This is a genomic window from Pseudomonas sp. PLB05 (genome assembly GCF_021106615.1).
Lineage (GTDB): Bacteria > Pseudomonadota > Gammaproteobacteria > Pseudomonadales > Pseudomonadaceae > Chryseomonas > Chryseomonas benzopyrenica.
The window spans coordinates 67,284-92,907 of the sequence record NZ_JAJOHO010000006.1 but is presented as its reverse complement, the minus strand read 5'-3'; the positions used below and the strand labels follow the sequence as shown (position 1 = coordinate 92,907).

Genomic DNA, 25,624 nt, shown 5'->3' with positions numbered 1-25,624 from the left:
CTGTAACTCAGCAACCCTTCCCCGCTTGACCTGAAAAAATGACATCAACTTTGGAGGCCTTGATGCGTTTTTTTAAAAGATGGTTCGCGCCGAAAAAAACCGCGGCGAAGCCTCTCGCCAGCGTGCGTGATATTCAACTGCTCGACATGAGCGCGCCTGAGATCCAGCAGTACATCCAGGCTGGCGATGAAGCGCTGCTCCGGTACCCGCCGTTTCAACGAGGATGGCCAGCCCGTGTCCCGGGGACAGTGTTGCTGCAGCCTCACAAAGTGACCCTTCAGAAGCTCTCGAGTGGCGTACGCATGCCCAATCGAGGCTTCGATCGCTTACTGCTTCCGGTTTTCGAGGGAGTAGCTGAGTTCGTGCACCTGCTCCCGGCTTCCCAGTCACATCATCACCGGGGCCCCGGTGGGTTACTTGCGCACTCGCTGGAAGTGGCGATGTTCGCGTTCAACAGCTGCAAATGCACTTCTTTCGACTACGCCTTGTATCCGGCGCAGCGATTGGTGAGGGAAAACCGTTGGTACGTCGCCGCGGTGTTGGCCGCTCTCATGCACGACCTGGGCAAGGTGCTCAGCGACGTCGTCGTAGCGGACGAAATGGGCGATCGCCATTGGGACCCCATGGGCCCATCCATCCCGGTCTGGGCTGCTGAACACGATATCGACCGCTATTACCTGAGCTGGACGCCCAATCGCCACGGCATTCACCGGGACCTCGCGGCCACGCTCATAGCGCGCTTCCTGCCTCAGGAGCTGTTGATATGGCTTCGGGCTGAAGGCGCGGACATCTACACGGAGATGGTGAATGCCATGTCCGGACGCGAGGGCGACAAAGCCCTCGCGTCGATCGTTGCGAAGTGCGACTCGAAGTCTGTCGAGCTCGACATGCAGAAGCACGGCGGGGACGCATCCCGTCAATTTGGCATGGGCAGCGGCGTGCCGATACCGGCGCTGGTGCTCGATACGATGATTCATTTCCTCGCTACGAAAACGTGGCGGATCAATGAGCCTGGCCAGCGGGTATGGATCATCGGCGGGGAAGTCTATGTCGTATGGTCCCAGTCAGCGGCGGAGGTCGCGCAATACCTTCATTCGCAGGGAGTGAAGGCAATTCCCCGGAGTGCGGACGTCCTCGGCGGCATACTGCTAGATCACGGTGTCGTCGCCAAAGCCGACGATGGCTCGATGTATTGGCACACGACCATCGACATGATCAACGTCGGGCGGGAGAAGCCGATCACCCTCAAGTGCCTGAAACTGGTCAATCCGGAGGCACTCTTCAAGTTCGAAACGCCGCCGGCATCGGTGGCCGCTACTGTGGGGTTACCGCCGCACGAATTGCGCTTCGACTTACCCCACGCGCGCGGTACTGCAGCTGCGTCAGTAGAGGTATTGCCGGATGCACCGCATGAGGAAGGTGTTGATGCCACGCTACCAGCCCCTGCCCCTGCCCCAGCACCAGCCCAAGCGCCTACCGCTTCCAAGGATAATGGGAAGGACGCTAAGCACCCTGGTGGATCCAAAGCGCCCAAAGCGCCTGGTAGGCCGCAAACGGTAGAAAAGGTCGGCCTTGTACCCCGTACGGCGACGCATAGCGGCGGTGGGCTACTGATACAAGGTGCGGCGCCTGGCGACGACCTAGCGTCTGGATCTGTTACGAAAGAGCCCCACGTTGTGTCGCTGTCGTCCACGCTCGAAAAGCGGTCGTCATCGAAGGGCGGGTCTACCGGTTCGTCTAAGGAAAACGCAGGGAGCCGCGCCGGTGGCGCTGCGCTCGTCGAGCAGCCTGATGTCCCCCAACCGGCCTCCACAGGGTCGCCGGCGTATCCCCAGCATCCGCAGTCATCCGCAGAACAGGCGACCGAACATTCAGGGGTAGTCATACCAATTTCATCTGGTCCAACCGTTCGGCACGCTGATGCGGTCTACGCCCACGATCACTTCGATATTGATGACGAGGTGCTGGAACTTGTTGGCATGGATCTTCCGGATCGGGCCCTGGTTGCGCTGGCGGCAACACCCTCTGATCCAGCCATGCCGGCCTTGATGCTATCCACGCCGCCGACAGAGAATTTACCGCCGAAACAGGGCAGTGCGGACACCCCTGTATCGTCGATGGTCATACCCGCGGCGCTCATTGGCTCGGGCGAGTTTAGCTTCGGTCAATTGCGTGCTGTCGGCAGCGCGGAGGGCATCTCGCTACCAGGACACTCGCCCCTAGCGGTTGAGCCGCCTGCCGAAATGGAGCGGAAACGCTACCCGGTTCAGGATGGACAATCGCCTGACACACCGAAGGCGTCCAGGCCGACGATGCAAGCGGCGGGCGGCGAAATTGACGTCGTGAAAGATTCTTACACGGCCTCCCCAGCCTCTCGCCCAACGCAGGGAGTACCTGCCCCCAACCGAGCCGTGAACAGCGATCCGGAAGCGAGAACAGCACCAGGAAGGCCGCTGAAAGAATCTTACAGAGGTGAGGACGCTGGACGTAAATCAGCCCCTCCGCCGCCGCCGACGGCTTGTCCAGGTGATTCCCGCAATGGGGCTGATGCCCACGCGGCGGCGCCGGTTACGGACGATCGTGTTGACGACAACGGTGATAACGCGCTCGCCAATCAGCCACCGCCCGCTGGAAAGGTCGGTAGTAAAGCGGAGCGCGCGCCTACTACGCGATCGGCCGGTAACCCAGGGGATGGCAAACGTCCGGCCGCCGGAGGCCAAAATCCAGCCGGTTCAGGACCGGCATCGTCAAAGGCTAAGCAACCGAGTACTCCGCGCGAGCAGCCGCGCCCTGGGCTCATGATCAGTGGCGCGGTTCCTGGACCGGCGCCGATGATCATCGGGCAGCCGCGAAAGCCACGACCTGTTGGCCAGGACGTCCTGAGCCCACCTCCGCCCGAATCACCTTCGAAGCCGCCGGAGCGAAAGGCTGTACCCGAGGTTGTCCCTTCGGAGGTCACTGCTTATCTCGCCCTGTGGCCAGACCTTGCAGCGAAGCTCCTGTGGTACACCGAACCGGAAAACAAAGGCCTGTTGCTGCAGCGAGACGGCAAGCCGTACTGCCTTCATAGCGAGCCGGGGTTTACGCTGGATGACCGCGATACGCTCATGGCGGCGAACTGGCTATTTGACGACTTCACCGGCGCCTATACCGGCCTGCATCGCAAAGGCTTTCTGCTATCGCGGTATCTGGGGACGCTTCTCGAGCAGATTACGAGTGGCGCCTATGACCACTCTTCTACCGTGGCACGTGACGCTCACGAGGCGAATCAGCTGCAGGCGACCGCCGACGCTGTCCTCTCGAGGTGTCCGCCGAAAAAGACCGACGGACGAACCCTGGTCTCCATATCGGAGCGAAGGATGCTCCAGCTCGCGTACGAGCTAAAAACCAGCGAACTTACCCTCAGGAGGGCGCTAATCGCGCACTACCCATACCTCAAGGTCGGAAACAATCATGTCATTGACCTCACTGAGTTTCCCCCATGAGCGAATGGACTTACGAAATGCCCTGGCGGCCGAATTTCGAGGCGATCGAAATTGCGGGCTGGGTCTTGGGTATGGCTGGGACCTGCGCTGTCCATTTCAGCACGAACCTACCTGCTCAGCCGTTCTACCTGTCCCTGGGTGTGATGGGTGGTTTTGCGCTTCGGCGCGTGCCTGCTGCCCTGCACCTGTACCGGGTAAGGCAAGGGCTGCGTGCGAAGAATGCCGCGATGATGGGTCAGGACGAGCTTATCGAGCAGATGCTCGCCGATCGCGACAAGATGTACATCGGCGTGGGCTTCAAATGGACGCAGCGTGAAGGTCAGCAGGTATTCGAGCTGCTCAAGCGGGATATCACGAAGCTCATGCCCCCGGTTCCCGAGGGCTTCATGGGCTCACCCTGGATCCACGGGATCTCACTGCAACCGGACAAGCCGATTGGGTATAAGCACACGCTCGCTTCGCTCCATACGCTGATCGTAGGTACCACGGGTAGCGGGAAGACCCGCCTGTTCGACCTGCTGATCAGCCAGGCCATTTTGCGTGGCGAATCGGTGGTCATACTCGATCCGAAGGGCGATAAGGAAATGTCGGAAAACGCGCGCCGGGCGTGCGAGCTTGCCGGTGATGTCAGCCGCTACAAGCACTTCCATCCTGCATTCCCCGACAGCTGCGTGCGGATTTCTCCAACGCAGAATTTCGGCCGCGCCACAGAGCTGGCCTCACGCATCGCCGCGCTGACTGATGGCGAAGGACCGTTCCAGGCATTCGCCCAGATGGCCGTGAACAACGTCATCCAGGCCATGCTGTTCTGCGACATCTTCCCGACTCTGGTGCAGATTCGCCGCGCGCTCGAGGGTGGCCTCGCTCCTCTGGTCATTGAGGCGATTACGGCATACGGCAAGTCCGTTCACCCAGCCTTCGACGCGCTAGCAGCCGCGGCCGCGAGGCAGGCGAGGACCGAGGAGCTCAAGGCAAAGGCCATGATCTCTGTCTACCGCAGCGAGATCGTGCCGCTGAAGCCAAACTCCGACCTCGAGGGCATCCTGTCCATGTTCGAGCACGATCGCGATCACTTCGGAAAGATGATCGCGACGCTGCTTCCAATATTGAACATGCTGACCGCAGGTCACATGGGGCCCATTCTTTCGCCAATCGAAAACGACAGCGGCGATACCCGCGAAATCACCGATTCGAAAACGATCATCGAGAACAACCAGGTGCTTTACCTTGGCCTCGATTCGCTGTCCGATTCGATGGTGGGCTCCGCGATCGGCTCGATCTTCCTCGCCGACCTGGCGGCGGTCGCGGGCCAGCGCTACAACCTCGAAAGCAGCGAGAACCTCAAGCGTCGGCCGGTGAATGTTTTCTGCGATGAGGCCGCAGAAATCGTCAACGACCAGCTCGTTCAGCTACTCAACAAGGGGCGCGGCGCCGGAATGCGCATTTACGTCGCAACCCAAACCATCGCCGACTTCGAGGCTCGCATGGGATCGCCGGCGAAGGCGCGCCAGGTGCTGGGTAACACCAACCATGTCATCGCGCTCCGGATCACCGATCAGGACACGCAAAAGTACATCGCCGAGAAAATCCCGCCGACGTATTACAAGTACGTCATGCGCACCCAGGGCAACTCGACCAAGGACGATCCGCACATGCACTCCCTGAACGTCGGTGAGCGCCTGATGGACGAGGAGGGAGAGCTGTTCCCCGCCCAACTATTCGGGCAGCTGCCTGACCTTGAGTTTCTGGCCATCCTGGCCGGCGGCCAGGTCGAGAAGGGCCGGATCCCGGTCCTGACCAAACCCAAAAATTTCGACAAGGCTGTGGCTCGGGCCCGCCTGCTGGCTGAAGAGGCGGCTTGATCCATGCGTACCCGTTTTGAATCCTTATCTCGCCTGCTCAACGGCGACGCGAAAGCCAAGACCCTGTTGGGAGTTCTCGAGTGCGATTGGCCTACCGCGCTGCAGGTCGTCCCTGCCGCGTTTCGCGTCGAGCAAGAGATGACCAGTGACCCCGACTGTCGGGACGTTCTGACCCGATCGCTTCGCTCGTATCAGGCTGCGCTCGGCAAACCAGATCGAGACCGACTTGTGGCCTTCATGGGCACCTTCCTGGATGGGCTGGCAGAGCTGCTCGAGCAATCGCCTGCGCCCACGGCGGCACTCCTCGAGATGCATAAGCGCCTGCTAAGCGAAGTCGAGAAAACCAAAGGTGCGGCTGTACGGGATCGCCTGGAAGCGCTGCTGTTGCCGCCCGACACGTCGATCGGCGTCGTCTGGCGTAGCATCCAGGAGCACCGCAATGGCTGATATCGAAGAAAAGATGCCCGCCGGAATCTGGCTAACCCTGGCCTTCGTCTGCGTCGAAATCCTGTTGATCGTGTGCATCGTGCCGAACGCATTCATCGACCGGGCGATCTTGAAAGAGCAGGACTGGGGGGAGGCGATGATGGGCAAGGCCGCCAGTGACCAACTGATCGACGATACGGCCCGGATCTACAGCACCATCCATCTCGAAAGTGGGCTCAACGAGACCGTCCGTGACTTTTTCCTGGGAGGCAAGCAAACCCCGGGGTGGGAGTCACTCGAACGGCAGTGGGGAACGTTCATCGCGGGGCGAGGAGAGGCGGTGCTCAAGGTTTGCTACCACATCTACTACCGAAGCCTGCTCCTGCTGATGTGGATGCCCTACATGCTGGTGATCCTTGCACCGGCGGTGCTAGGCGGCTACATGGCCTGGAACATCAAGCGCTACAACTTCGATCACTCCTCGCCATTCTTGAACACCTACAGCTCAAAAATCATCTCCTGGGTGGTGATGGCACTCGCGCTATCGTTCATCGCGCCGTTGCCCATACCCCCGATGATCGTTCCGCTCGTGGTGATTTTTTTGATCCCCATAGCAGCAAGCCTCCTCATCGGTAACCTGCCGAAACGGCTCTAGCGTATCCGCAGGCGAGTCGGGCGCAACGCCTGGCGAGGTTTCTGCTCCCCCGGCCAGGTTTGAACCCTCGGTCGGGGTGGATTGACCGCAAAACGCGCTTGCGCCTGAGCACCATAGCTTCAACAGCTGAGGTGCATCATGAGCTCTAGAATCCCCATCACACTCGCCGGCGTTGCGATCGTCTTGAGTACCGCGTCAGCGCTCTACAGCGCTCACGCTCTACGCGAGCAGCAGCAGCTCGTCGACCACCTGAATGGCCAGGTCGCGAAGATTCAGCCGTACGCGTTTTCGCGCTCCGATCTCGACGCGCTCCTTTCCAGGCAAAGCCTATCTATGGCGCCCCCTGCGGCTCCGGAGGCACCACCAGCGCCGATGAAGCGTGAGAGCGCGCCGATCGCTGGCGAGCGGCGCTATGGCGATGCTACCGCCCAATTCAGCCTGATCGAGTACTCGGATTTTGAGTGCCCGTACTGCAAGCAGTACTTCGCGGTTCCTAAGGCGGTGGTCGACAGCTCGCGCGGTAACGCGTCGGTGGTGTTCAAGCATGTCCCGATCCACGGCGAGGCGTCCCGCCGGGAGGCCTTCGCCGCGGAGTGCGCAGCGGCCCAGGGCGGAAATGATGCGTTCTACCGTATGGCCGGCGCCATCTTCAGCTCGACCGCAGGTAACGGTACCGGAACCGAAAAGCCGCTCGCAGTGATCGCTTCCAGCATCGGCCTGGACGGCGCCGCTCTCTCGCGCTGCATCGACAGCCAGGAGCCGCTGCAGAAGGTGAAAGCCGACTTCCGTGAGGCGGTCGAGCTGGGCATCAAGGAAACACCGACCACCATCGTTCGCCATAACCCAAGCAATAGACAAGTCGTTCTTTCTGGTGCCAAGGGACCCGAAGACATTCTTCGCGCCATGGCGAAACTCGTTCAAGGCAATGGAGCCGCACAATAATGCAGCCAATCGATATCCCCCAATACGTTGATGATCCGCCTCACTTGTTGTTTTGGCAGGCAGATGAAGTTGCGCCCATTGGGATCGGCCTCGTATTTGGTATGTTCACTGGATATGCCGCGGTCTGCACTATTGCGGGATATTTGTTGACTCGTTGGTATCGCAAATACCGCGATGATCATCCGGATGGCTTCATGGTTCATATGCTGTATTGGGCGACCGGATATGCGGGCGCCAAAGCCAGAACTATCCCGAATCCCTTTATCCGCGAATTTAACTGAGGTCGCCATGCTGTCTGGCAAATTCAAGAACACCTATCGCGGGGCAATGTCCGAAAACGCATTCCTTCGCAAGGTGGTCGTGGCACTGATTCTTGTGGAGGTGTTGACCGTCATCGGCTGGCTGCGCAAAAGCACCGTCGTAGACATGCAACCTCCGACGCTTGCCGAGCGTGCCTGGGTCGATCAAGACCGCGCCTCGGATAGCTATGTCAGCGCTTGGGCGCTCTACATCGCTGATCGACTCGGCAATGTTAATCCGAAGTCTGCGGAGATTATCAAGGCGACGCTTGAGCCATTGCTCGCCAACGATATTTACCAGGACGTGCTCAATAAGATTGATAGCCAGGTTCACCAGATCCGCCAAGATCGGGTAACGCTGGAGTTTGAGCCTCGCCAGGTCCTTCAAGATAAGGAGGATACATCCAAGTACTTTATCGTGGGTAAGTCCAAAATGACCGGCCCGAGTGGCCAGCCGAAACAACTCGATATGACCTATGAAATTGAGTTGAAGATCAAAAACTATAAGCCGGTCATTGCCTTCCTCTCTGTATATGAAGGTGCCCCACGAACCCAAGAAGTTAGAAACCGCGAAGCCAAGTCCGCAGACACTCGCAAGCGTTTGGAGCAGCAGCGCAATGAAAACTAATATCCAAACCCTCACGCTGATCGGCGTCGCGCTGTTTTCGTCAGCATCGATCGCCAACGCTCGTGAGCTCAACATCCCGCAAACGCCGGTGGCCGAGTCACGCACGCAAGAGATTGCGGCAGTGCCCGGCCGTGATGTGGACCCCGCCGAGTACGGCCTGCAGGAAGCTGACGAACAGGTGGCGCGCCAGGCTCTGGCTGAGCAGCAGCAGAAAGCGCTACCGAGCGCTGCGTCCGCCCGGCCTGCCGCTGCGCCAAGTGCACCGGTATCGGCTCCGGCAGTGACTTCCATTACCGAGCAGAAGCAGGACCAGGTCAAGGCAGCGCCCGCGAAGGCGTCTACCGATCTGGTCCATGTGGCCGGTGGCGGCCGTGATCTTCCCGCCGTCCCGGCCTCGGTCGCCAAGACCTCTGGTGCGCCCGAGCCCGCTGCACCGCCGGTGAGCTCGCGCCAGGACGTGGTGGTTCAGCCGGGCGTCAACACGATCATCCCCGCCGCGCTGTATCACCTGAACCGCATCGTCACTCCGTTCGAGAATCCGATCGTCCAGACCACGTCTCAGGCCACCATCAAGCAAAAGGGCAACGTGATCTACGTGTCGACCGGTAGCGAGAGCCCGGTGACGATGTACATCACCCCCAAGGACGATGAGTCGGTGGCCATCAGCCTGACGCTGGCGCCTCGCAAGGTGCCGCCAATCGAGGCCAACCTGATCATCGGCCAGGTGCCTGGGAGCACCAACCCTTCCAGCGCCGGCGGCTTCGGTTACGGCGCGCGTTACAGCGGGCAGGCCAAGAAGTGGGAGGAGGGGCAGCCCTACATGGAAACCATCAAGGGCATCATGCGCGCCCTCGCCCTAGGCGGTATCCCCAAGGGCTATTCGATGGCCAAGCTGCAGAGCGGTGAGAAGCTCCCTGCCTGCTATCAGCAAGGGTTGAACTTCGACTTCAGCCGCGCCCAGGTGATCATGGGCCACAACTTCCGGGTGCTGGTGGGCGTCGCCCAGAACAACGGCCGCGCGCCGATCATGTTCGATGAAACCAGCTGCACACATCCCTCGCTGGCGGCCGCCGCTGCCTGGCCGCGCAACATGCTCGAGGCCGGTGAAAAGACCGAGGTTTACATCGTCACCCGTGTGGGCGAGGCGCCGGCGGAAGATTCGTCCCGCCCGAGCCTGCTGAACTGAGGAAGGCACCATGATCAAGCAAACATGGGCCAACCTGAGCCCGCAGAAGAAGAAGTGGACCGTCATCGGTGTGGCGCTTGGAGGCGTGCTGTTGTTCGTCTGGGGCCTGAGCAGCCTGGGTGGCGAGGTACAGCGCAAGACCAATGCCAAGCCGACGATCACCAACGTACTGACTGACGCGGATCCGCGTGGGGTCGGGTTGGATTCGCTCAACGCCGAGCAGCGCAAGCAGAGCAAGGAGCTGAGCGACCTCCAGCTCACGCTGAAGAACCTCATGAATGGCACTCAGGCCCAGCAGGCGACCGCCGCGGGGCTCAAGGAGATTCAGGGGCAGATTGCGGACCTGACGGCGCAGCTTCAGGCCACGCAGACCGCTCAGCAGAAGACCGAGCAGGACAACCGCGACCTCAGCAAGCAGCTGCAGGAAGCCCAGTCTAAGGCGCCGACCCCTGACAAGGCCGCGGAACTGGAGCGCAAAGCCGTGCAGCAACAGACGCAGGCGCAGGAGCGCCAGCGCTATGACCGCACGCTGATGGACCCGAACCGCAACCAGGGCAATTTCTTCGCTAACGCTCCGGCGCCGGAGAAGGAACCGGAGAAGCCTGGCGCTGCGCCCAAGAAGGAAGAGCCGCCGAAGATCATGTCCTACGGGGATGAGGCGCCCGCTGAAGATCCCGATGCCGACGCCAAGGAAGAGGACGTCTACCTGCCCGCCGGCGCCATCCTTTCCGGCGCGATCATCACCGGTATCGACGCGCCCACCGGTAACGGAGCACGGAAAGATCCTTTCCCTGTACTGCTGCGGGTGAAGAAGGAAGCCGTACTGCCGAACCGCTTCCGCGCAGATGTCCGCGAGTGTTTCCTCATCGCCAGCGCGTTCGGCGACCTGTCTTCCGAGCGCGCCTACATGCGTGCTGAGACGATCTCCTGCGTACGGGATGACGGCGGGATCATCGAAAGCGGTATGGACGCCTATGCCTCCGGCGAGGACGGCAAGGCCGGGGTGCGTGGTCGCCTGGTCTCCAAGCAGGGCGCGATCTTGGCTCGCTCGCTCATGGCCGGCTTCATGCAAGGCGTGTCGGACGCGTTCAGCGTTCGCCAGGTACCGAGCATCAGCATCGCCAGCAGTGGCAGCGGTACGAATGGCCGGACGGTATCGCCCGTCTATGAGCAGGCCTTCAACTCCCAAGCCATGCAGGGCGCCATGATCGGCGGCACCGGCAAGGCGCTGGAGCGCATCGCGGACTTCTACCTGGAGATGGCCGAGAACCTCTATCCGGTGATCGAGGTGGACGCTGCCCGGGAGATCGACTTCGTCGTCAAGAAGGGTGTGCAGCTCAAGCTGAAAACGCTGAGCAAAAACAAGACCTGAAGCCAGCGGGAGCGCCCAGCTCCCTTCTATTGAACGCCCTGGGAGGGGGTGAATTGCCCCCTTCCAACATCCCTCGCTACGGATACTCAACCTCATGAAAACGAACCTGCGTAAGGCCCTGGGCCTTGCCGCTGCGGCGGCGCTCACCTCGATGATCAGTGGCTGCTCCATGTTGCAGATCGGTTCGTCCGACTACGGCTGTAAGGGCATGCCCGACGGCGTGACCTGTATGTCCGCGCGAGACGTGTACCAGCTGACCGAAAACGAGAACTTCCGGCAGATCGTCGACGAGAAGAATGCACAGAAGGCCGAGGCTGAGAAGCACGGTGGCCACCCCGCGGCCCCGGCAGTGCAGCCGGAAGTTGCGGCCGGCGAGCGCTACGTCGTGCCCCGGCCGGCGCGCGACCCGGTGCCTATTCGCAGCCAGGCCACCGTCATGCGCGTCTGGGTTGCGCCCTGGGAGTCGCAAGCCGGCGACCTGAACGTACCAGGCTTCATTTACACCGAGATCGAACCACGCCGTTGGGAAGTCGGTACGCCGTCCCTGCGGCCGACGCCTTCGCTGCGTCCGCTTGAATCCCACAAAAAGGCGATCCCCGCCTCGTAACCCCCAGCCCTCGTAAGGAGACACAACATGCGCCTGAGCAATCCGGCTAAACCCTTGAGCAACCCGGCCCACCGCGCGCGTCGTCAACGCGACCTGGTGAAGTTCGGCGTCGCCCTGCTGCTCGTCGTAGGCGCATCCAGCGCCATGGCAGGCACCGGCGGTACCGACTTCGACGCCGTCTGGACCACGATCAGTGACTGGATGCAGGGCACCCTCGGCCGCGTGGTCGCCGGCGCCATGGTGCTGGTGGGCATCGTCGGCGGCGTCGTCCGCCAGTCGATCATGGCGTTCGCCACCGGTATCGGCGGTGGGGTCGGTCTGTACAACACCCCGAAGATCATCGAATCGATCATGTCGGCAACCCTGCCGGCCGCCAACGACATGGTGTACAGCGCAGCGCCGCTGCTGCAGATCAACTAGGGAGCCGCCCAGGGCTCACCCCTCTGATAGCCGGCGCCTGCCGGCTTTCAGGTATCTGAAACTTGCTCGGGAACCGGCCTGTGAACTGGAAGATTTCGAAGGGACTCGTCGCGCTGCTGTTCGCAGGCCTCGCGCACTACACCGGTCAGGTCCAGGCTGCCGAGTGCACCGAATCCAATGCAGTGCTGACCCCGGATTCCCGGGCAGTTTTTGCCGGCGCGCAGATCAAGCTCACCTACAGCGCCACGCGCAACAGCTGCACCTCGGCCGGTAGCTACAGCGTCCCGATCCTCATCGGCGCCGGCACCGGCCAGGAAGCAGGGAAGTGCGGCGGTACCCGTACCAAGGAGGCCGCCAGCTGCAGTGGTACCGTTACGGCGCCAGCGGGCTTCACCGGCCCCCTGGTGCTCACCGTCGGCGATACAGTCACCGAGGTGATCGTTCAGGCCGCGGTCGCGCAGCCGACTGCTCGCGACATCGAGATCTCGGTGGCCGAGGACCAGCCTGCGATCGTCCCGCTCACATTGGGCGGGGAGGGTGTAACCGCCGAGCGATTCGAAGTGCTCGATACGCCCGATAGCGCCATCGGCCAGGTCAAGGTTGAGGGCAGCACCCTGACCTTCACCCAGGTGCCCGGCTGGAGCGGCATTGTCGCCCTGCAGTACCGCGGTCGAGATCAGCACGGCACCTACTCCAACACGGCCACCATCCGCATCATCACTACTGGGCGAAATGATCCGCCGGTGGTGATCGCACAGCCCGTCATCATGACGGAAGACGCGCAGATGACGTTCGAGCCCACGGTGCAGGATCCTGACGCGGTGGACATCTACCGCCTGGTGATCGAGGCGCAGGGCAAAGGCGTCGCCGGCGAGGTGCTTGCTGATGGGCACCGCATCAAGCTGACCCCCAAGCCTGATTTCTACGGGCAGGATGTCTTGCGCATCAGCGCGGTGGACGCCGCCGGCGCCAAGAGCGCCGTCGTCGACATTCCGATCACGGTCCAGGGTGTCAATGACGCACCGGTTGCCCAGCCCATCAGCATCGTGACAGACGAGGATACGCCAGGCCGCGCGAAGATCGTCTTCACCGATCCGGATGGTGACGGGCCCTACCAATTCGTCGTGAGCGGTCAGCCGGGCGCGTCGATAGGCGGCTGCGGCCTGGACGGCGACTCCGTGGTCTTCACGCCTGCGCCTGACTGGAACGGCAAGACCACGTGCCAGGTGGCCGTCATCGACGCTGGCAGTGCGGCCTCAGCGCCCGTACCGGTGAGCATCACCGTCACGCCGGTAGCAGACAAGCCAGTGGTCGAGAGCAGGACGGTCACCCTCAATCAAGGCGCCACGGGCAGCTTCACCCTCCAGGTGTCCGATGTGGACGCCAACGACACGGCGACGCTGCGGACAGTCTCTGCGGCTGATCCCGCCTTCGGTAGCGTCAGCTTCACGGGAACGACGGCGAAGGTCTCGCTCAACACCACCTTCGTCGGTACCCGAGAGATTCGCTACGTGGCCAAGGACTCCTTTGGCCTGGACTCGGATGAAGGCGTGATCCTGGTGCGGGTATTACCGGTCGCCCAGGCGCCTGTGGTCGATGCCGCATCTGCCAAGACGGCCATGGAGACGCCGGTCACTGTCGAGCTCACCGCTACCGACCCGAACCATGACGCGCCGCTGACCTTTGCAATTCAGCAGCCCGTCGCTGCAGCAGCAGGATCAGTCAGTCTCGCCGGTAATCTTCTGACCTTCACTCCTGCGACTGGATACCTGGGCACCGCCAGCGCCAAGGTCACGGCGGCGGATCCAGGTGGCCTGGTGTCCGCCGCACAGACCATCGCCTTCGAGGTGGTCGGTGACCAGGTGATCGGGACCGATCCGGACAATCCGGATAGCCACACCGTGGTGATCGTCCAGCAGCCAGATCCGAGCGTCGGGAAAATCACCACCGAGGGCCTGCGCGTTCGCTTCGTGCCGGTCGACGGCTATGTCGGTACCGCCACCTTCAAATACAAGCTCCGCGATGCTGCCGGCGCCGAGTCGGCCATCAAGGATGGTGCCATCCAGGTCGACAAGACCAACTACGCCCCCAGCGCGGCGAACGCAGCGCTGGTTGCCAACGAGGGCCAGGCCTCCGCGCCCGTCACCCCTGAGGTGATCGACAAAAACCTCTACGACGCGGGCAAACACACCTTCGCGGTGCCCATCCAGGAGATGCGTGGTACCGCCGAGGTGGTGAACAACCAGCTCGTCTACCATGCCCCCTTTGGCTCGAAGGGCACCACCAGCTTCAAATTCATCGCCCGTGATCCCGCCGGCGCCGAGGTTGTGGGGACCGCAACGGTAAGCGTCCGCGGCCGAAACGTCGGCCCCACGCGAGTAGGCCTGAGCCTCGTGACTGAGGAGGGCGTCGAGGTATCCGGTACCCCGACGGTGGTCGATCCCAATCCAGGCGATACCTTCACCTTCGCCGTGCCGGCCACCTCCGCCGGCGGCACGGCGAAAGTGCTGAATGGCCAGGTGGTGTACATGCCCAAGCCCGGTTGGACCGGGACCGAGAGCTTCCCCATCACCGCGACGGATGCCGGCGGGGAGTCTGGCAAAGGCACAGTGACGGTCGTCGTCAAGCCGCGCAACCTGGCGCCTGAGAGCCTGTCGGGGAGCATCGTGGTGCGGGAGGGTACGGCGAGCGCGCCTTACTACCCGCGCATCGTCGACCGCAACGTGGCTGATGCCGGCCGGCATACGCTCCGGCTCGTGCAGCAGGCCGCCAACGGCGGCTTGGCCATCGTCGAGAACCGCCTCGTCTACACGCCGGCGGCCAGCTTCGTGGGTACGGATTCCGCCGTCATCGAGGCGACCGATTCTGGTGGCCTGACTGTACAGGGCACCATTGCTCTGCAGGTCGATCGCTTCAATCTGGCGCCGGTCGCGGCAACCCTGCGCATCAGGACGGTTGAAAACACCGCCTCAGCCGCAACCCTGCCGAAGGTCACCGATGGCAATGCCTGGGATTCCTTCACCTATGAGGTCGTGGAGCAACCGAAGTCGGGTACCGTGGTGGCCACCAATGCCGGCTACGTGTACACGCCCAACCCGCACTTCGTCGGTAACGACCTGTTCCGGTTCCGGGTGGTGGACAAAGGCGGGGAGTACGTCGAAGCGGTGGCCACCGTCGCCGTCGCTCAACTCAACACCGCGCCTACTGGCCTCACCCCCTCCGTCGTCTATTTCTACGAGGGCGTCGGCGGTAGCCAGCGCCTCGTTGCAATCGACGACAATACCTGGGGCTCCCACACCTTCACCGTTGCCACTCAGCCAGAGCACGGCTACGTGTGGTTCACGGGTGATGAGCTTCATTTCAGCACCGACGGCCGCACCGCGACCACCGTCTCCGTCACGGTGACCGATCAGGACGGCGCGGCGGCGACCTTCCCTGTGCGGCTGGCGCCGAGGTCCCTTGACGACCCCTTCGACAAGCTGCCGGTCAAGGAGCTCTCCCCAAGCGCATTCAGTACTCCGGCCATCACCAAGGAATTTACTCATCTGGATGGGCGCCCTGGGCTTGTGATCACCGATCAGCAGGCTCTCGCTGAGCTGGGTACCGACATCATCGCGATGGTCGAGCGCAAGTCCGAGGTTGGCCTGCGGGTCGGCCGCCGGCCGCTGGAGCGCGGCCAGGGTGCGCGCCTGGCCATGGACAGGGTCATGAACGGCTCGCTTGGCGCTGCCGTCGCTGCACTGCAAAGCGGAGCCGCTGGCCATGGCCGCATCCTGCTGGCCCGTGCGGACTTGACCGGTACCGTCTACGCCGTCCCCTTCGAGGTCTGGAAGCTGACCGGTGAGCTCAAGGCGACCCCGGCGACGATCGGCCTGGGACTCGAGTCGGCCCGGATCCAGTTCTCCGCCTCCAACTCGGTATGCACCAACACCGTCCGGGAAGCATCGGCGCGCGACAGCAACCCCTACGACAAGCCGGTGTGTCTGCTGCAGTTCACCAAGCCAATGCCCGAGGCGAAGGATCTGTCCAGTGACGGCTTGCTGCTGCAGCAGGGCTTCGCGGCGGAAGCAGGTACCTATCCCGTCGAGGCGGCTGCCTACATCGTCGATGAAAAGGGCGAGAAGAGCCTGCTGGCGACGTATCCCACCCAGGTGAACGTGGTGCCCATGGCCGGGGCCGTGAAGATGACGTCGAAGTACCCGATGGATACCGTCTATGCCCAGGTCCAGGACCTAGACATCGAGTTCGTCCAAAGCGCAGGGCCGACATGCGACCTGACGGTGATTGAGCGGCGAGCAATCACGTCCGCGGCCTCCTATTCGACCAGACCTACCTGCCTGGTCGAATGGACCGAAATCCCCCCAGGCCTCGCCATACGGGAGAACTGGGAAAAGCCAGTGCTGCGCGGCGCGGCGACGATGCTCGGAAGCAACCGGATCGCCTGGAAGCTTTCCTCATTCACGCCCAGCGGCAAGAAGATCGATCTCGGCACGGACCAGTTCATCTTCACCGCGAAACAGCCGACCGCTCCGGTGGTGACCTACAAAGGCGCGCAGCAGCTCGGAGATACCCTCCTGGCAGCGCCTATCAGTGGCGGCTATGCCGGTGATGCGACCGTCACAGCCGTCAGCGCGCGGCTGACGCTTAAGCACAACCTGAACCAGGGCGATTCGATCACCGAGGACATCAACCCGGTCAACGGTGACGTCAGTACCCAGCTGCGCAGGATCTACGCCGCGCCGTTCTCGACACTCTGGCAGCGCCGGCCGCTCGCCGTGGATGTGGCCTATACCGCTCTACCCAACATCGCTACCCACTCCGATCTCACGGTGCTGTCCGTTCCGGACGCGAACATCATGCCGGTGATCGACAACGAGAACGGCAAGATCCTGTCGACCGATGCGTTGGAAGTTGGCGTCACGATGGGCGATGCCTACAACAGCCAGGTCCCGTACGACAGCGCGACCATGGGCGAGTGGGAGATTCGCCTGGTGCAGCGGCCGGATTGGAACACCGTTGAGGAGATCGCCGGGTGGGTTCGCGCCGACGGCGCTGGCCATGCGGCCTTCGAGGTCCCGGTGGAGAAGCTCGCCGGCAAGAACCTGCGTGTGTACGCCGAAGCACGGGTGGTGTCGCCGGAGCCCGCCTACAAGGAGACCCGCACTTCGCCGCGTCCCTTGAGCATCGTCATCCTCAACGGTGCCGCGCTCGATGGCAGCGTCCGGGCGCTACGCCTCACCGGCGAGGCGCCCATGCGCGTCACGCTCTTCGCGGAGGTGAACAACCGGTCCTGGGCGCGCGACCTGGGCAACGTCCGCTGGGAGATGTCCACCAACGGTGGCGAGTGGCAGACCGTGAGCAACCCGAGCAACGCGCCGCAACGGCTGGCGACGACCCTGCAGAAGGGCAACTACATGATCAGGGCCGAGCTGACCAACAAGAACAGCGGCGCCAAGTCGATGACCCAGGCCATCGAGATCAACGCCTTCAACATCCCCAAGGGGTACCTCGCCGGCCCAGGCAACACCTTCGTCGACGCCCAGGCCACCTTCCAGCTCAAGCAGTCGGAGAAGGGCGACGTGATGGATCTGTCCAATATCGAGGCCCAGTGGAGCCTGGACAAGGGAGCGACTTGGTTCGCCGGCAATGACAGCTATTCGGTCACCCGTAGCGCGGAGGAGCGCGTGTACGTCTTCTCGCGGATCCGCTTCAAGGATGCGCCGGCCGACGACCCGCTGGCGTGGAAGCTGCTGCGCGGCGGCGTTGCGTTCCGCAAGGTGCGGCCGCCACGCGTGCAGCTGGTGGGTAACCGGCGGCCGGAGGTGGGCAAGGAGTCGACCTGGGTTGCCCGGCTCGTCATGCCGTATACCAACATGGATCTGAAGGCCTCCGGCGAATTCATCATGCCGGACGGGACGTCGATCGTTCCTGGTACCACCGCCGCGTTCACCCCAACAGAAGAGGACGTGACCGACAAGCCGACCTACATCACCTACAGGGCCTGGATCGAAGGCTATCGGGACAAGGGTGGCGAGGGGCTGACCCAGCAACGGCTGACCTACTGGGAGTACGAGTGGCCGAAGTGGGAGCTGCAGCCGAGCCTGAGCGCCGCCTATGTACCTGCCACGCTCACCCTGCGGATGAGGAACCTCGGGCAGTTCAAGGCGCTGGAAAACGTCAAATACGACTGGGAGCTACCGAAGGTCGACGGCTACACCGTGGCCAACGATACGAACGAGACGCTGCGCATCCTGGAGATGAGCAAGGCTGCGGCCTATCCGTTCAAGGTGCACGTCTCTGATGGCCGCGGAAACTACTCGACGGTCGAGCGCACTGTGACCTTGCTGGATCCGCCGCCGTGGACGGTGTCGCTCCGGTGGACGGGCGATAACAACGCGACCCGGGCTCCCCTGAAGGTCCTGGTCATGCCCTCGATCTCCGGCGGCCATCCCAAGGACAAGGTGCTGTCCATGCGCTACACCCTGGGCGGCAAGCAGCTCGATACCAACGGCTCCCGGTATGCGCGAGCAACATTGGAGAGTGAGGGCGAGTACCAGATCGCTCTGCAGATCGAGACCCAGATGCAGAAGACCGCGGAGAGCGAAGTCGTCATCGATGTGAAGGAAAACCAACCGCCCAAATGCGAGCTCGACGTGAAGGAAAGCTCGTCGTCCTGGCGCGCCAACGCGAACTGCAAGGACCCGGATGGCCGGATCTCTCGGCACCACTGGTTCGTAAACGACGAGAAGCAGGGGCTGAGCGGGTCGGTGATTACCATCTCGAAGCGCACCTATCCGCAGGCGCCGCACATCGTGCTGACCGCCACGGACGATGCCGGCGCCGATTCCGAGCCGGTAGAGTGGTGATTTCCCGCGGGCGCCGCTATGGCGTCCGCGGGTTCCAACCTCCAATCGGGGTGAACTCAAGACTCTCGGATTCAACGCCTCGGTAGCCTGACGGTAACTCAAGTAGAGGTGCCGTCATGCTGTGTAAGATTCTTACAAGCGCTGTGCTCGCCGCCAGCGCCTTATCCTTCCAACTGGCTTTCGCACAGAGCGCAACCGACACGGCACCACTACCGATCAACGGAATGATCGCCGCCGTGAAAAACGAAAAGCTGGCCTTTGTCAGTGATAACGGTCGTTTCGTGTTCCGCGGCTCCCTGTACGACACCTGGAGCCAGAAAGAGATCACGACCCTCGCCGAGGCCGAGCGAGCATCCAACTACATCGATCTGGCCAAGCTGCGCTTCCGGGTGGACGACCTGGCGCCATTCACCTTCGGCACCGGCCCGAAAGAAGTGGTCATCTTCACCGATCCGCTCTGCCCGTCCTGTCACCAACTCGTGCAGGACCTGAAGCAGGTGAAGGGCTACACCTTCAAGATCCTGGAGCTTTCCGCAATGGGTCCGGATAGCGGCAAGATCGTCAGAAGCCTGCACTGCGCCAAAGACAAGGCCGAGGCGCTCTCAGTCGCCCTGGGCGAAACCAAACCTCGTGTGGTCGACCAAGTAGGTGACGACTGCGATACCTCGGCGATCGGTAAACGAATCATCAGCGCCCAAATGTTCGGCGTGAAGGGCGTGCCGTTCATGATCCGGAATGACGGCCTTGTCCGGCACGGGTACGAGAAGGGCAGCCTGGCGCCTTGGCTGGCGGGTGCCGGCCAATGACTAGCTACGTCAAAGGTAACTTTCCTATCGGAGACTTGTTGAGCGTCGCGGCGTTCGACGAGGAGAACATGGTTTTCCTCCTCGATGACAACCAGATCGGTTTTTCTTTCTTATGCCAGCCACTGCCGGGCAGTGATGGGAAGGAAGGCGAGCAGCTGAAGTCCGTCCTCAAACAAGCATGGCCAGCTAACGCCAGTGTTAACTTTTGCTTGTTTGCTTCGCAAAACATTAACAACCCGATCAATGCGATGCTTCGCTTGAGAAGTAATACTCAAGAAGGAGTGATCAAGACTGCGTTGAAAAACCGATCGGAATATCTATTCAAGGGCACCTTGGACCCGATCGACGATTATTCGGGTATTAAAGTTCGCGATATCCATGTTGTCATCACAGTCACGATGCCTATCGCAAATGTCGAGCCGACCGATCGTGAAACGCAGATGGCGAGTGAAATCCGATCTCAATTTGACTCCGTCTTCAAATCGGTCGGATTGGCTCCGATTGGGATGGGGCGCAATCTCTATCTAGAGATCATGTCCTCTATCTTAAATCAGGGGGCGGAAGCCTCGTGGCGTGATAGAAACGAAATTGAAGCGGATGATGATAAGCCGCTAAAAGTTCAGCTCTTGGATTATGATCGCACTTTGATTCCGCACAAGGATCATCTCCAGATTGGAGACACCCTTGTTAAATGCCTTTCGGTTAAGAAGTTCCCGCGGCGCACGCTGCAGGGAGCGGCTGGATGGTATCTCGGAGATCTGCTTACTGGAGCAACGGGGATCCGCGAAAACTGCTTGATCAGCTTCACGATCTATTTCCCGGAGCAGCAGGGCTTCAAAGACAAGTTGGGCGCGAAGCGTCAGTGGGTTAATAACCAAGCATACGGTCCCTTGCTGAAATTCGTGCCAAAGCTAGGCGCGAAGAAGCATGGTATGGATGCGCTGTTCAAAGAGCTAGACGAGGGTGAATCTGCGGTCCGCTGCAACATGACGATGGTTGTCTTCGCTCCAAACCGTGACCGCCTAATCCGCGCTGCGGCCGAGGCGCGAAACTATATGAGCATCCGCCAATTCACCTTCATGGAGGACCGATTCTTCGTCCTCCCAATATTCCTCAATGCGCTTCCCTTTGGAGCTGACCCTAAGGCCATTGAGGAGCTCTACCGCTACAAGTCCATGGCCATTACCCAGGCCCTTCCCCTGGTTCCTATCTATGCGGACTGGAAGGGGACCGGCACGCCGACTATGCAGTTCGTTTCGAGAAACGGACAGTTAATGTCCTACTGTCTATTCGATTCGGATACCAATTATAACGCTACGATCGCGGCGCAGTCTGGTAGCGGTAAATCGTTCCTGACCAACTACTTAATCACCTCGTACCGTTCAATAGGCGCTCAGGTTTGGGTGATCGACGTTGGCCGCTCGTACTTGAAGCTGGCAAAAGCATTCGACGGCGACTTCGTGGAATTCACGCAGGAATCGCAAATTTGCCTTAATCCTTTCGAACTCGTTCAGGATTATTCTGAAGAAGAAGATGTACTGATTGGCCTCCTGAGCGCGATGGCCGCGCCCACCGCTCCGCTTTTGGATCTGCAAATCGCAGGGCTTCGTAAACACACCCATGACGTCTTCGAAGCTTTGGGCGGTGAAATGGTGGTGGACGATGTTGAAAAGTCGCTGCTTAGTGATGAAGATCCGCGTGTTCAAGACATCGGGAAGCAGCTGTATCCGTTCACTCGAGCAGGCATGTATGGCAAGTTCTTCAATGGAAAGAACAACGTTGACTTTAAAAACCCCTTTACCGTTCTCGAACTTGAAGAACTGAAAGGGCGTAAACATCTGCAGCAAGTGGTATTGCTACAGCTGATCTATCAAATCCAGCAAGCGATGTATCTGGGTAGTCGTGACCAGAAGAAGATCGTGATTATCGATGAAGCCTGGTCGTTGCTCACCGAGGGCGACGTTGCCAAGTTCATCGAACACGGTTACCGCCGGTTCCGTAAGTACAACGGCTCGGCGATCACGATTACCCAGTCCGTAAACGACCTGTACGCGAACTCCACCGGCCGGGCGATCGTAGAAAACTCCGCGCATCAGTTCCTGCTCGGGCAGAAGGCCTCGGCGATCGATCTGATCCAGAAGGAAAAGCGACTCTCGCTCACCGAAGGAGGTTTCAAACTCCTCAAGTCGGTGCACACCGTGCGAGGCCAGTATTCCGAAATTTTCTTCTCGACCGAACATGGTTCCGGTATCGGCCGGTTGACGGTCGACAAGTATTCCAACCTTCTCTACAGCACCTTCGCAAAAGACGTCGAAGACATTGGGCGTTATACCGACCAGGGCATTCCGACTGCAGAAGCCATCACGCGGGTAATGGCTGACCGGGGGGTGGCGGCATGAACCAGACGCTCTCAACGGTCGTGCTCTCTGCACTCGTCTCCATTGCGGTGGTCACCGGCTACGCCTGGCTCTTCAAAACCGATGAGTTCGGCACGCAGATCGCGATCGTCGACTATGACGCTGCTACGCGAGGCGTCGACGTACGTGATCCCCAAGCCGTGGACTCGGCCATGGCCGCGCTACGCGCGTCGGCGAACAAGCTTGCCGCCAATGGCTTCGTCACCATCGATAAGAGGGCGGTGGTCAGCTACCCCGCGGAGCTCGAGGTTCCAGCGAGTGCGCCGGCAGCTGCGAAGGAAGCTGAGGGGGCCCAGTGAATCGCCACCTCAGGTTCCTGCTGAAGGCGCTCCCGTTCAGCTTGCTCGCCGCCGGCGCTGCCTGGTACGCGACGTCGCGCTACGAGATTGGGATCGATCCGCAGAAGAACACGTGCCTGGACTGGCGGGTGTTCCTGATCGACCGTTATGACCAGGACGTTGAGCGTGATGCCATCTATGCGTTTCGCTCAACCCAGATGGAGCCGTTCTTCCGCAATGGCACCAAAGTCATCAAGTACGTCCGTGGCGTGCCGGGTGACCGAGTCATCGTGACCCCCGAACGGGTAACCATCAACGGCGAGGCCCAGGGCCAAGGCGTGCTGCTGGCCAAAGGGCTCGGAAAGCCCGCGAGTCGTTACCGTCGTGACGAGATCGTGCCAGCGGACCAGCTCTGGTTCATGGGCACCTCCCTGGATAGCTTTGACTCGCGCTACTGGGGCTACGTCAGCAAGGTCGACGTGCTCGGCCGGGCGTACCCGATATGGTGAGCCTGCGCGCGGTAATCGGTGTGGTTACGCTACTGTTCGCCACGCTCTCGGCCGCCGACAGCGCCGTTGAGCAAGAGCAGGCGGCGCTGGAGCATTTCGCCGCCGATCTCAAGGAGATGCAGGTCAGCACGAAGCAGCAGGTCGACTTCACGCTGCGTAACGAGGACTTCAGCTACCTGAAGCAAAGCCAGCCTCTGGCGAGCCCTCTCGAAGCGCCCAAACCGCCGGTAGATACCCGGAAGGTCGTCTACCAGATCCTGGTGTCGTGGTCCCTAGGCGAGGCAGAAATCAAGCAGCTGCTGCAGAGCTATGACGGTGACGAGTCGGTAGAGCTCGTATTCCGCGGTGTGCCCGAAGACATGCCGTTTGCCCTGGCACTCGCCAAGCTGCAGCGCCTGTCGCTTGAGACCAAGACCAAAACGTCGGTGCTGATCAATCCGGTGGTGTTCGAAGAGGCGGGCGTCGACCAGGTGCCGGCGATTCGCAAATTTGTGGATCAGAAGATGGTTTACCTGGCGAAAGGAACCACCTCCACCGCGAGCGCGGACGAGGCCTTTGCCCGTCGCAAAGAGCCAGTGCTGTCGCTGGGTCCTCTGGCCGAGATTGCAGAGCGTGACCTCATCGAGGTGATGAAAGAGCGGCTGGCCAAAGTCGACATGGAAAAGATGAAAGCGCGCGCCCTGAACACCTTCTGGGACAAGCAGACGTTCGCAGAGCTGCCGCGCGCGACCCGACATCGAGTGCGCGCCCTGGATCCTACGGTGCTGGTGCCGGCGGACATGACCGCGGCGGATGGCACCGTGATCCACAGGGCGGGGGACCGGATCAATCCACTCGACATGCGTCCCTTCACCCAACGCCTGGTGATCATCGATCCGCTCGACCCGCAGCAGGTCGCCCTGGCCAAGAAGCAGGTTGCGGATTACGGCGCCAAGCAAAACGTCATGGTGATCGTCTCGCGTGTGGCGCGCGAGGAAGGCTGGGACGGCTTCGCCGCCCTGCAGAACGAGATTGACCACGCCGCCTATGTCCTGCGCGACGACGTGCGCAGCCGCTTCGCCATCGACTTCGTGCCGTCCGTTGTGACGGCTGATCGCCATAGCTTCTACATCGAGGAGTTTGCGCCGTGATCGAGCTTGCCTTGCAGAAAATCCATCATCCAAACGGCGCGGTTCTCGGGCACGAGGTCCTGGCACGTCACGTGACGACCCAGGGCGTGTCCGGACCAGGTGTCTTCATGGCCGACGCGACCGATGAGGACTGGGAACGCCTGGACGCGGAGGTGATCGGCCTGGTCGTGGAACGGGCGCATGAGCTGCCTGCCAGAGGCATCCTGTTCATCAATCTGAGCCCCGCATCGTTGCTCAACCTGCTGCACCTGAACCGCCTCTGCCTGTTGGTCAGCAGCCTTTCGCTTTCCGTGTGCTTCGAGATCCCCGAGCTTTCTCCTCTCCAGGGCGTCGACCTGGAGGAGCGTCTGCTGATGATCCGTCGGCATGGTATCGCCGTGGCGATCGACGACTATGGCCAGGACAGTGCCGACTCGACCCGCCTGAAACGGCACGCCTGGGACTTTTGCAAGATCGATCTGCCAGCGCTGGCCCGCAGTATCAATCTGGACTGGGTGATTGACGCGCGTGACCACTGCACCCGCTGTGGCACCGGCCTGATTCTCGAGAAAGTCGAGCAGGAGCACCTCCTGTGCGAGGTGCTGCTACCGCTCACCGGCGCCGCCCGCCAGGGCTACGGGCTGTCGATGCCCTTCCTCCTTCCTGCTGCTGCGCTCGCCGCGTCCTGACCCAAGGCCTTTGAACCTATGTTGATTCGCTATGCAGCGGCTCTGATCCTGCTACTGGCCGTATTCGGCTCCAACGGTGCGCGAGCGGCCGACGCGGCCACGCCGACGGCGTCCTGCCCAAACGCTGAGCTATTCAGCGGCAAGCTGTTTACCGACATCTGCTGGGCTTGCCTCTTCCCGATCCGTATCGCCGGCATCTCCATCACGCCCGGTGATGCACCGCGCGGGGCGTCGAAGAAAAGCCTGTGCATGTGCGAGGACAACCTGGGGATCTGGAAGCCCGGAATCGTCAATTCCATGTGGGAACCGGCGCGTTTGATCGAGGTAGTGCGTAAGCCAGGCTGCCTGCCGGCGCTTGGCGGCGTGACGCTTGCGATCGGCGACAAACGACTGTGGGGTACCCACGCTGACGCTACAACCGGCAACCAGGTGAGCCACGAGCGGATGTCGTTCTACAACGTCCACTACTACGCTTTTCCGCTGCTCTCGATCCTCGAGATGTACATGCCTAAGCGCTGCTCGCCAGATGGCTACGCCGACTTCGACATCATTCAGCTGTCCGAACTCGATCCGACCTGGACCAATGACGAGCTGGCGTTCTTCGTCAATCCAGAGGCCGCCGCTGTGGCCAACCCGATTGCGCAGGCGGCGTGCACGGCAGATGCCGCGCTGGGTGTGATCGGTAAGGAGCCGCTGACCTCCTTGTGGTGGTGCGCAGGGACCTGGGGTGAGATCTACCCCATGGCCGGCACCACGCTGCCGAACGACTTTGGCCGCACCACCTCGTTGCTTGCCGCTCGGACCTTGGCCACCCAGCACCGGCGCGGCCTGGCGCACCTGACGATGGGCGATGACACCCTGTGCCGGGGATCCATCTTCCCGACCATTCCCAAGTCGCAATACAAGATGTCGATGTTCTTCCCGCGCGCAGAGACCAAGAAGGGGCACTACATCGGCGCAAGCCCCCTGACGTGGCAAGGCGGCGAAGGGCGAGCCATTCCCCAGGTCGGCGAAGACGCGCTCTACATGATGTTCCGCTGGAACGACTGCTGTAACACCCTGTGAGGC

The 25,624-nt window shown here is 61.5% G+C and carries 19 protein-coding genes; all 19 read left to right on the top strand.

Features of this window, described 5'->3' with window-relative positions; all coding sequences use genetic code 11:
- Window positions 1-62 precede the first annotated feature (62 nt).
- Window positions 63-3,485: a MobH family relaxase gene (gene mobH, locus LRS53_RS21890; protein ID WP_231357296.1), complete on the top strand. Its 3,423-nt coding sequence runs from the start codon at window positions 63-65 to the stop codon at window positions 3,483-3,485.
- On the top strand, window positions 3,482-5,347 hold the full coding sequence (gene traD, locus LRS53_RS21885; protein WP_231357295.1) for a conjugative transfer system coupling protein TraD: 1,866 nt from the start codon (window positions 3,482-3,484) through the stop codon (window positions 5,345-5,347). Before mobH ends, traD begins: the two co-directional genes overlap by 4 nt.
- 3 nt (window positions 5,348-5,350) lie before the next feature.
- The gene (locus LRS53_RS21880) at window positions 5,351-5,794 is read left to right on the top strand and encodes a hypothetical protein (RefSeq protein ID WP_074585277.1); all 444 of its coding nucleotides are present in this window, start codon (window positions 5,351-5,353) and stop codon (window positions 5,792-5,794) included.
- Window positions 5,787-6,428: a DUF4400 domain-containing protein gene (locus tag LRS53_RS21875; protein ID WP_231357294.1), complete on the top strand. Its 642-nt coding sequence runs from the start codon at window positions 5,787-5,789 to the stop codon at window positions 6,426-6,428. The genes LRS53_RS21880 and LRS53_RS21875 overlap by 8 nt, the downstream gene beginning before the upstream one ends.
- A gap of 138 nt (window positions 6,429-6,566) precedes the next feature.
- Entirely contained in the window at window positions 6,567-7,370 is an 804-nt protein-coding gene (locus LRS53_RS21870) for a DsbA family protein (RefSeq protein WP_231357293.1), read from the top strand.
- On the top strand, window positions 7,370-7,651 hold the full coding sequence (gene traL, locus LRS53_RS21865; protein WP_074585280.1) for a type IV conjugative transfer system protein TraL: 282 nt from the start codon (window positions 7,370-7,372) through the stop codon (window positions 7,649-7,651). Before LRS53_RS21870 ends, traL begins: the two co-directional genes overlap by 1 nt.
- Window positions 7,652-7,658: 7 nt before the next feature.
- Window positions 7,659-8,297 (top strand): type IV conjugative transfer system protein TraE, encoded by a 639-nt coding sequence (locus tag LRS53_RS21860; RefSeq protein ID WP_231357292.1) that lies wholly within the window; start codon window positions 7,659-7,661, stop codon window positions 8,295-8,297.
- Window positions 8,287-9,483 carry a TraK domain-containing protein gene (locus LRS53_RS21855; RefSeq protein WP_231357291.1) on the top strand — a complete coding sequence of 399 codons (1,197 nt, stop codon included), beginning with the start codon at window positions 8,287-8,289 and terminating at the stop codon, window positions 9,481-9,483. The genes LRS53_RS21860 and LRS53_RS21855 overlap by 11 nt, the downstream gene beginning before the upstream one ends.
- 10 nt (window positions 9,484-9,493) lie before the next feature.
- Complete coding sequence (locus LRS53_RS21850; RefSeq protein WP_231357290.1) at window positions 9,494-10,855, top strand: TraB/VirB10 family protein; 1,362 nt, start codon at window positions 9,494-9,496, stop codon at window positions 10,853-10,855.
- Window positions 10,856-10,949: 94 nt separating this feature from the next.
- A complete protein-coding gene (gene traV, locus LRS53_RS21845; protein WP_231357289.1) occupies window positions 10,950-11,462 on the top strand; it encodes a type IV conjugative transfer system lipoprotein TraV in 513 nt (170 codons plus the stop codon).
- Between the two features lie 27 nt (window positions 11,463-11,489).
- Window positions 11,490-11,882 carry a TraA family conjugative transfer protein gene (traA, locus tag LRS53_RS21840; RefSeq protein WP_231357288.1) on the top strand — a complete coding sequence of 131 codons (393 nt, stop codon included), beginning with the start codon at window positions 11,490-11,492 and terminating at the stop codon, window positions 11,880-11,882.
- A gap of 80 nt (window positions 11,883-11,962) precedes the next feature.
- On the top strand, window positions 11,963-18,748 hold the full coding sequence (locus LRS53_RS21835) for an Ig-like domain-containing protein (protein WP_231357287.1): 6,786 nt from the start codon (window positions 11,963-11,965) through the stop codon (window positions 18,746-18,748).
- 116 nt (window positions 18,749-18,864) lie between these two features.
- On the top strand, window positions 18,865-19,554 hold the full coding sequence (locus tag LRS53_RS21830; RefSeq protein ID WP_231357286.1) for a DsbC family protein: 690 nt from the start codon (window positions 18,865-18,867) through the stop codon (window positions 19,552-19,554).
- Window positions 19,551-21,953, top strand: coding sequence for a type IV secretion system protein TraC (traC, locus tag LRS53_RS21825; protein WP_231357285.1), 2,403 nt, complete (start codon window positions 19,551-19,553; stop codon window positions 21,951-21,953). Before LRS53_RS21830 ends, traC begins: the two co-directional genes overlap by 4 nt.
- Window positions 21,950-22,270: a hypothetical protein gene (locus LRS53_RS21820; protein ID WP_231357284.1), complete on the top strand. Its 321-nt coding sequence runs from the start codon at window positions 21,950-21,952 to the stop codon at window positions 22,268-22,270. The genes traC and LRS53_RS21820 overlap by 4 nt, the downstream gene beginning before the upstream one ends.
- On the top strand, window positions 22,267-22,758 hold the full coding sequence (gene lepB / locus LRS53_RS21815; protein WP_231357283.1) for a signal peptidase I: 492 nt from the start codon (window positions 22,267-22,269) through the stop codon (window positions 22,756-22,758). Before LRS53_RS21820 ends, lepB begins: the two co-directional genes overlap by 4 nt.
- Window positions 22,752-23,888, top strand: coding sequence for a TrbC family F-type conjugative pilus assembly protein (locus LRS53_RS21810; RefSeq protein WP_231357282.1), 1,137 nt, complete (start codon window positions 22,752-22,754; stop codon window positions 23,886-23,888). The genes lepB and LRS53_RS21810 overlap by 7 nt, the downstream gene beginning before the upstream one ends.
- The gene (locus tag LRS53_RS21805; protein WP_231357281.1) at window positions 23,885-24,556 is read left to right on the top strand and encodes an EAL domain-containing protein; all 672 of its coding nucleotides are present in this window, start codon (window positions 23,885-23,887) and stop codon (window positions 24,554-24,556) included. Before LRS53_RS21810 ends, LRS53_RS21805 begins: the two co-directional genes overlap by 4 nt.
- A gap of 18 nt (window positions 24,557-24,574) precedes the next feature.
- Window positions 24,575-25,621, top strand: coding sequence for a TraU family protein (locus LRS53_RS21800; protein WP_331275310.1), 1,047 nt, complete (start codon window positions 24,575-24,577; stop codon window positions 25,619-25,621).
- The last annotated feature ends 3 nt before the right edge of the window (window positions 25,622-25,624 follow it).

Bases quoted from the DNA above. Each gene is read 5' to 3' on its own strand.
- traV (WP_231357289.1), top strand. From the start codon at position 10,950: ATGAAAACGAACCTGCGTAAGGCCCTGGGCCTTGCCGCTGCGGCGGCG.
- LRS53_RS21830 (WP_231357286.1), top strand. From the start codon at position 18,865: ATGCTGTGTAAGATTCTTACAAGCGCTGTGCTCGCCGCCAGCGCCTTA.
- LRS53_RS21820 (WP_231357284.1), top strand. From the start codon at position 21,950: ATGAACCAGACGCTCTCAACGGTCGTGCTCTCTGCACTCGTCTCCATT.
- traD (WP_231357295.1), top strand. From the start codon at position 3,482: ATGAGCGAATGGACTTACGAAATGCCCTGGCGGCCGAATTTCGAGGCG.
- LRS53_RS21810 (WP_231357282.1), top strand. From the start codon at position 22,752: ATGGTGAGCCTGCGCGCGGTAATCGGTGTGGTTACGCTACTGTTCGCC.
- LRS53_RS21875 (WP_231357294.1), top strand. From the start codon at position 5,787: ATGGCTGATATCGAAGAAAAGATGCCCGCCGGAATCTGGCTAACCCTG.
- mobH (WP_231357296.1), top strand. From the start codon at position 63: ATGCGTTTTTTTAAAAGATGGTTCGCGCCGAAAAAAACCGCGGCGAAG.
- traA (WP_231357288.1), top strand. From the start codon at position 11,490: ATGCGCCTGAGCAATCCGGCTAAACCCTTGAGCAACCCGGCCCACCGC.
- traL (WP_074585280.1), top strand. From the start codon at position 7,370: ATGCAGCCAATCGATATCCCCCAATACGTTGATGATCCGCCTCACTTG.
- LRS53_RS21850 (WP_231357290.1), top strand. From the start codon at position 9,494: ATGATCAAGCAAACATGGGCCAACCTGAGCCCGCAGAAGAAGAAGTGG.
- LRS53_RS21880 (WP_074585277.1), top strand. From the start codon at position 5,351: ATGCGTACCCGTTTTGAATCCTTATCTCGCCTGCTCAACGGCGACGCG.
- LRS53_RS21800 (WP_331275310.1), top strand. From the start codon at position 24,575: ATGTTGATTCGCTATGCAGCGGCTCTGATCCTGCTACTGGCCGTATTC.
- LRS53_RS21860 (WP_231357292.1), top strand. From the start codon at position 7,659: ATGCTGTCTGGCAAATTCAAGAACACCTATCGCGGGGCAATGTCCGAA.
- LRS53_RS21855 (WP_231357291.1), top strand. From the start codon at position 8,287: ATGAAAACTAATATCCAAACCCTCACGCTGATCGGCGTCGCGCTGTTT.
- LRS53_RS21870 (WP_231357293.1), top strand. From the start codon at position 6,567: ATGAGCTCTAGAATCCCCATCACACTCGCCGGCGTTGCGATCGTCTTG.
- traC (WP_231357285.1), top strand. From the start codon at position 19,551: ATGACTAGCTACGTCAAAGGTAACTTTCCTATCGGAGACTTGTTGAGC.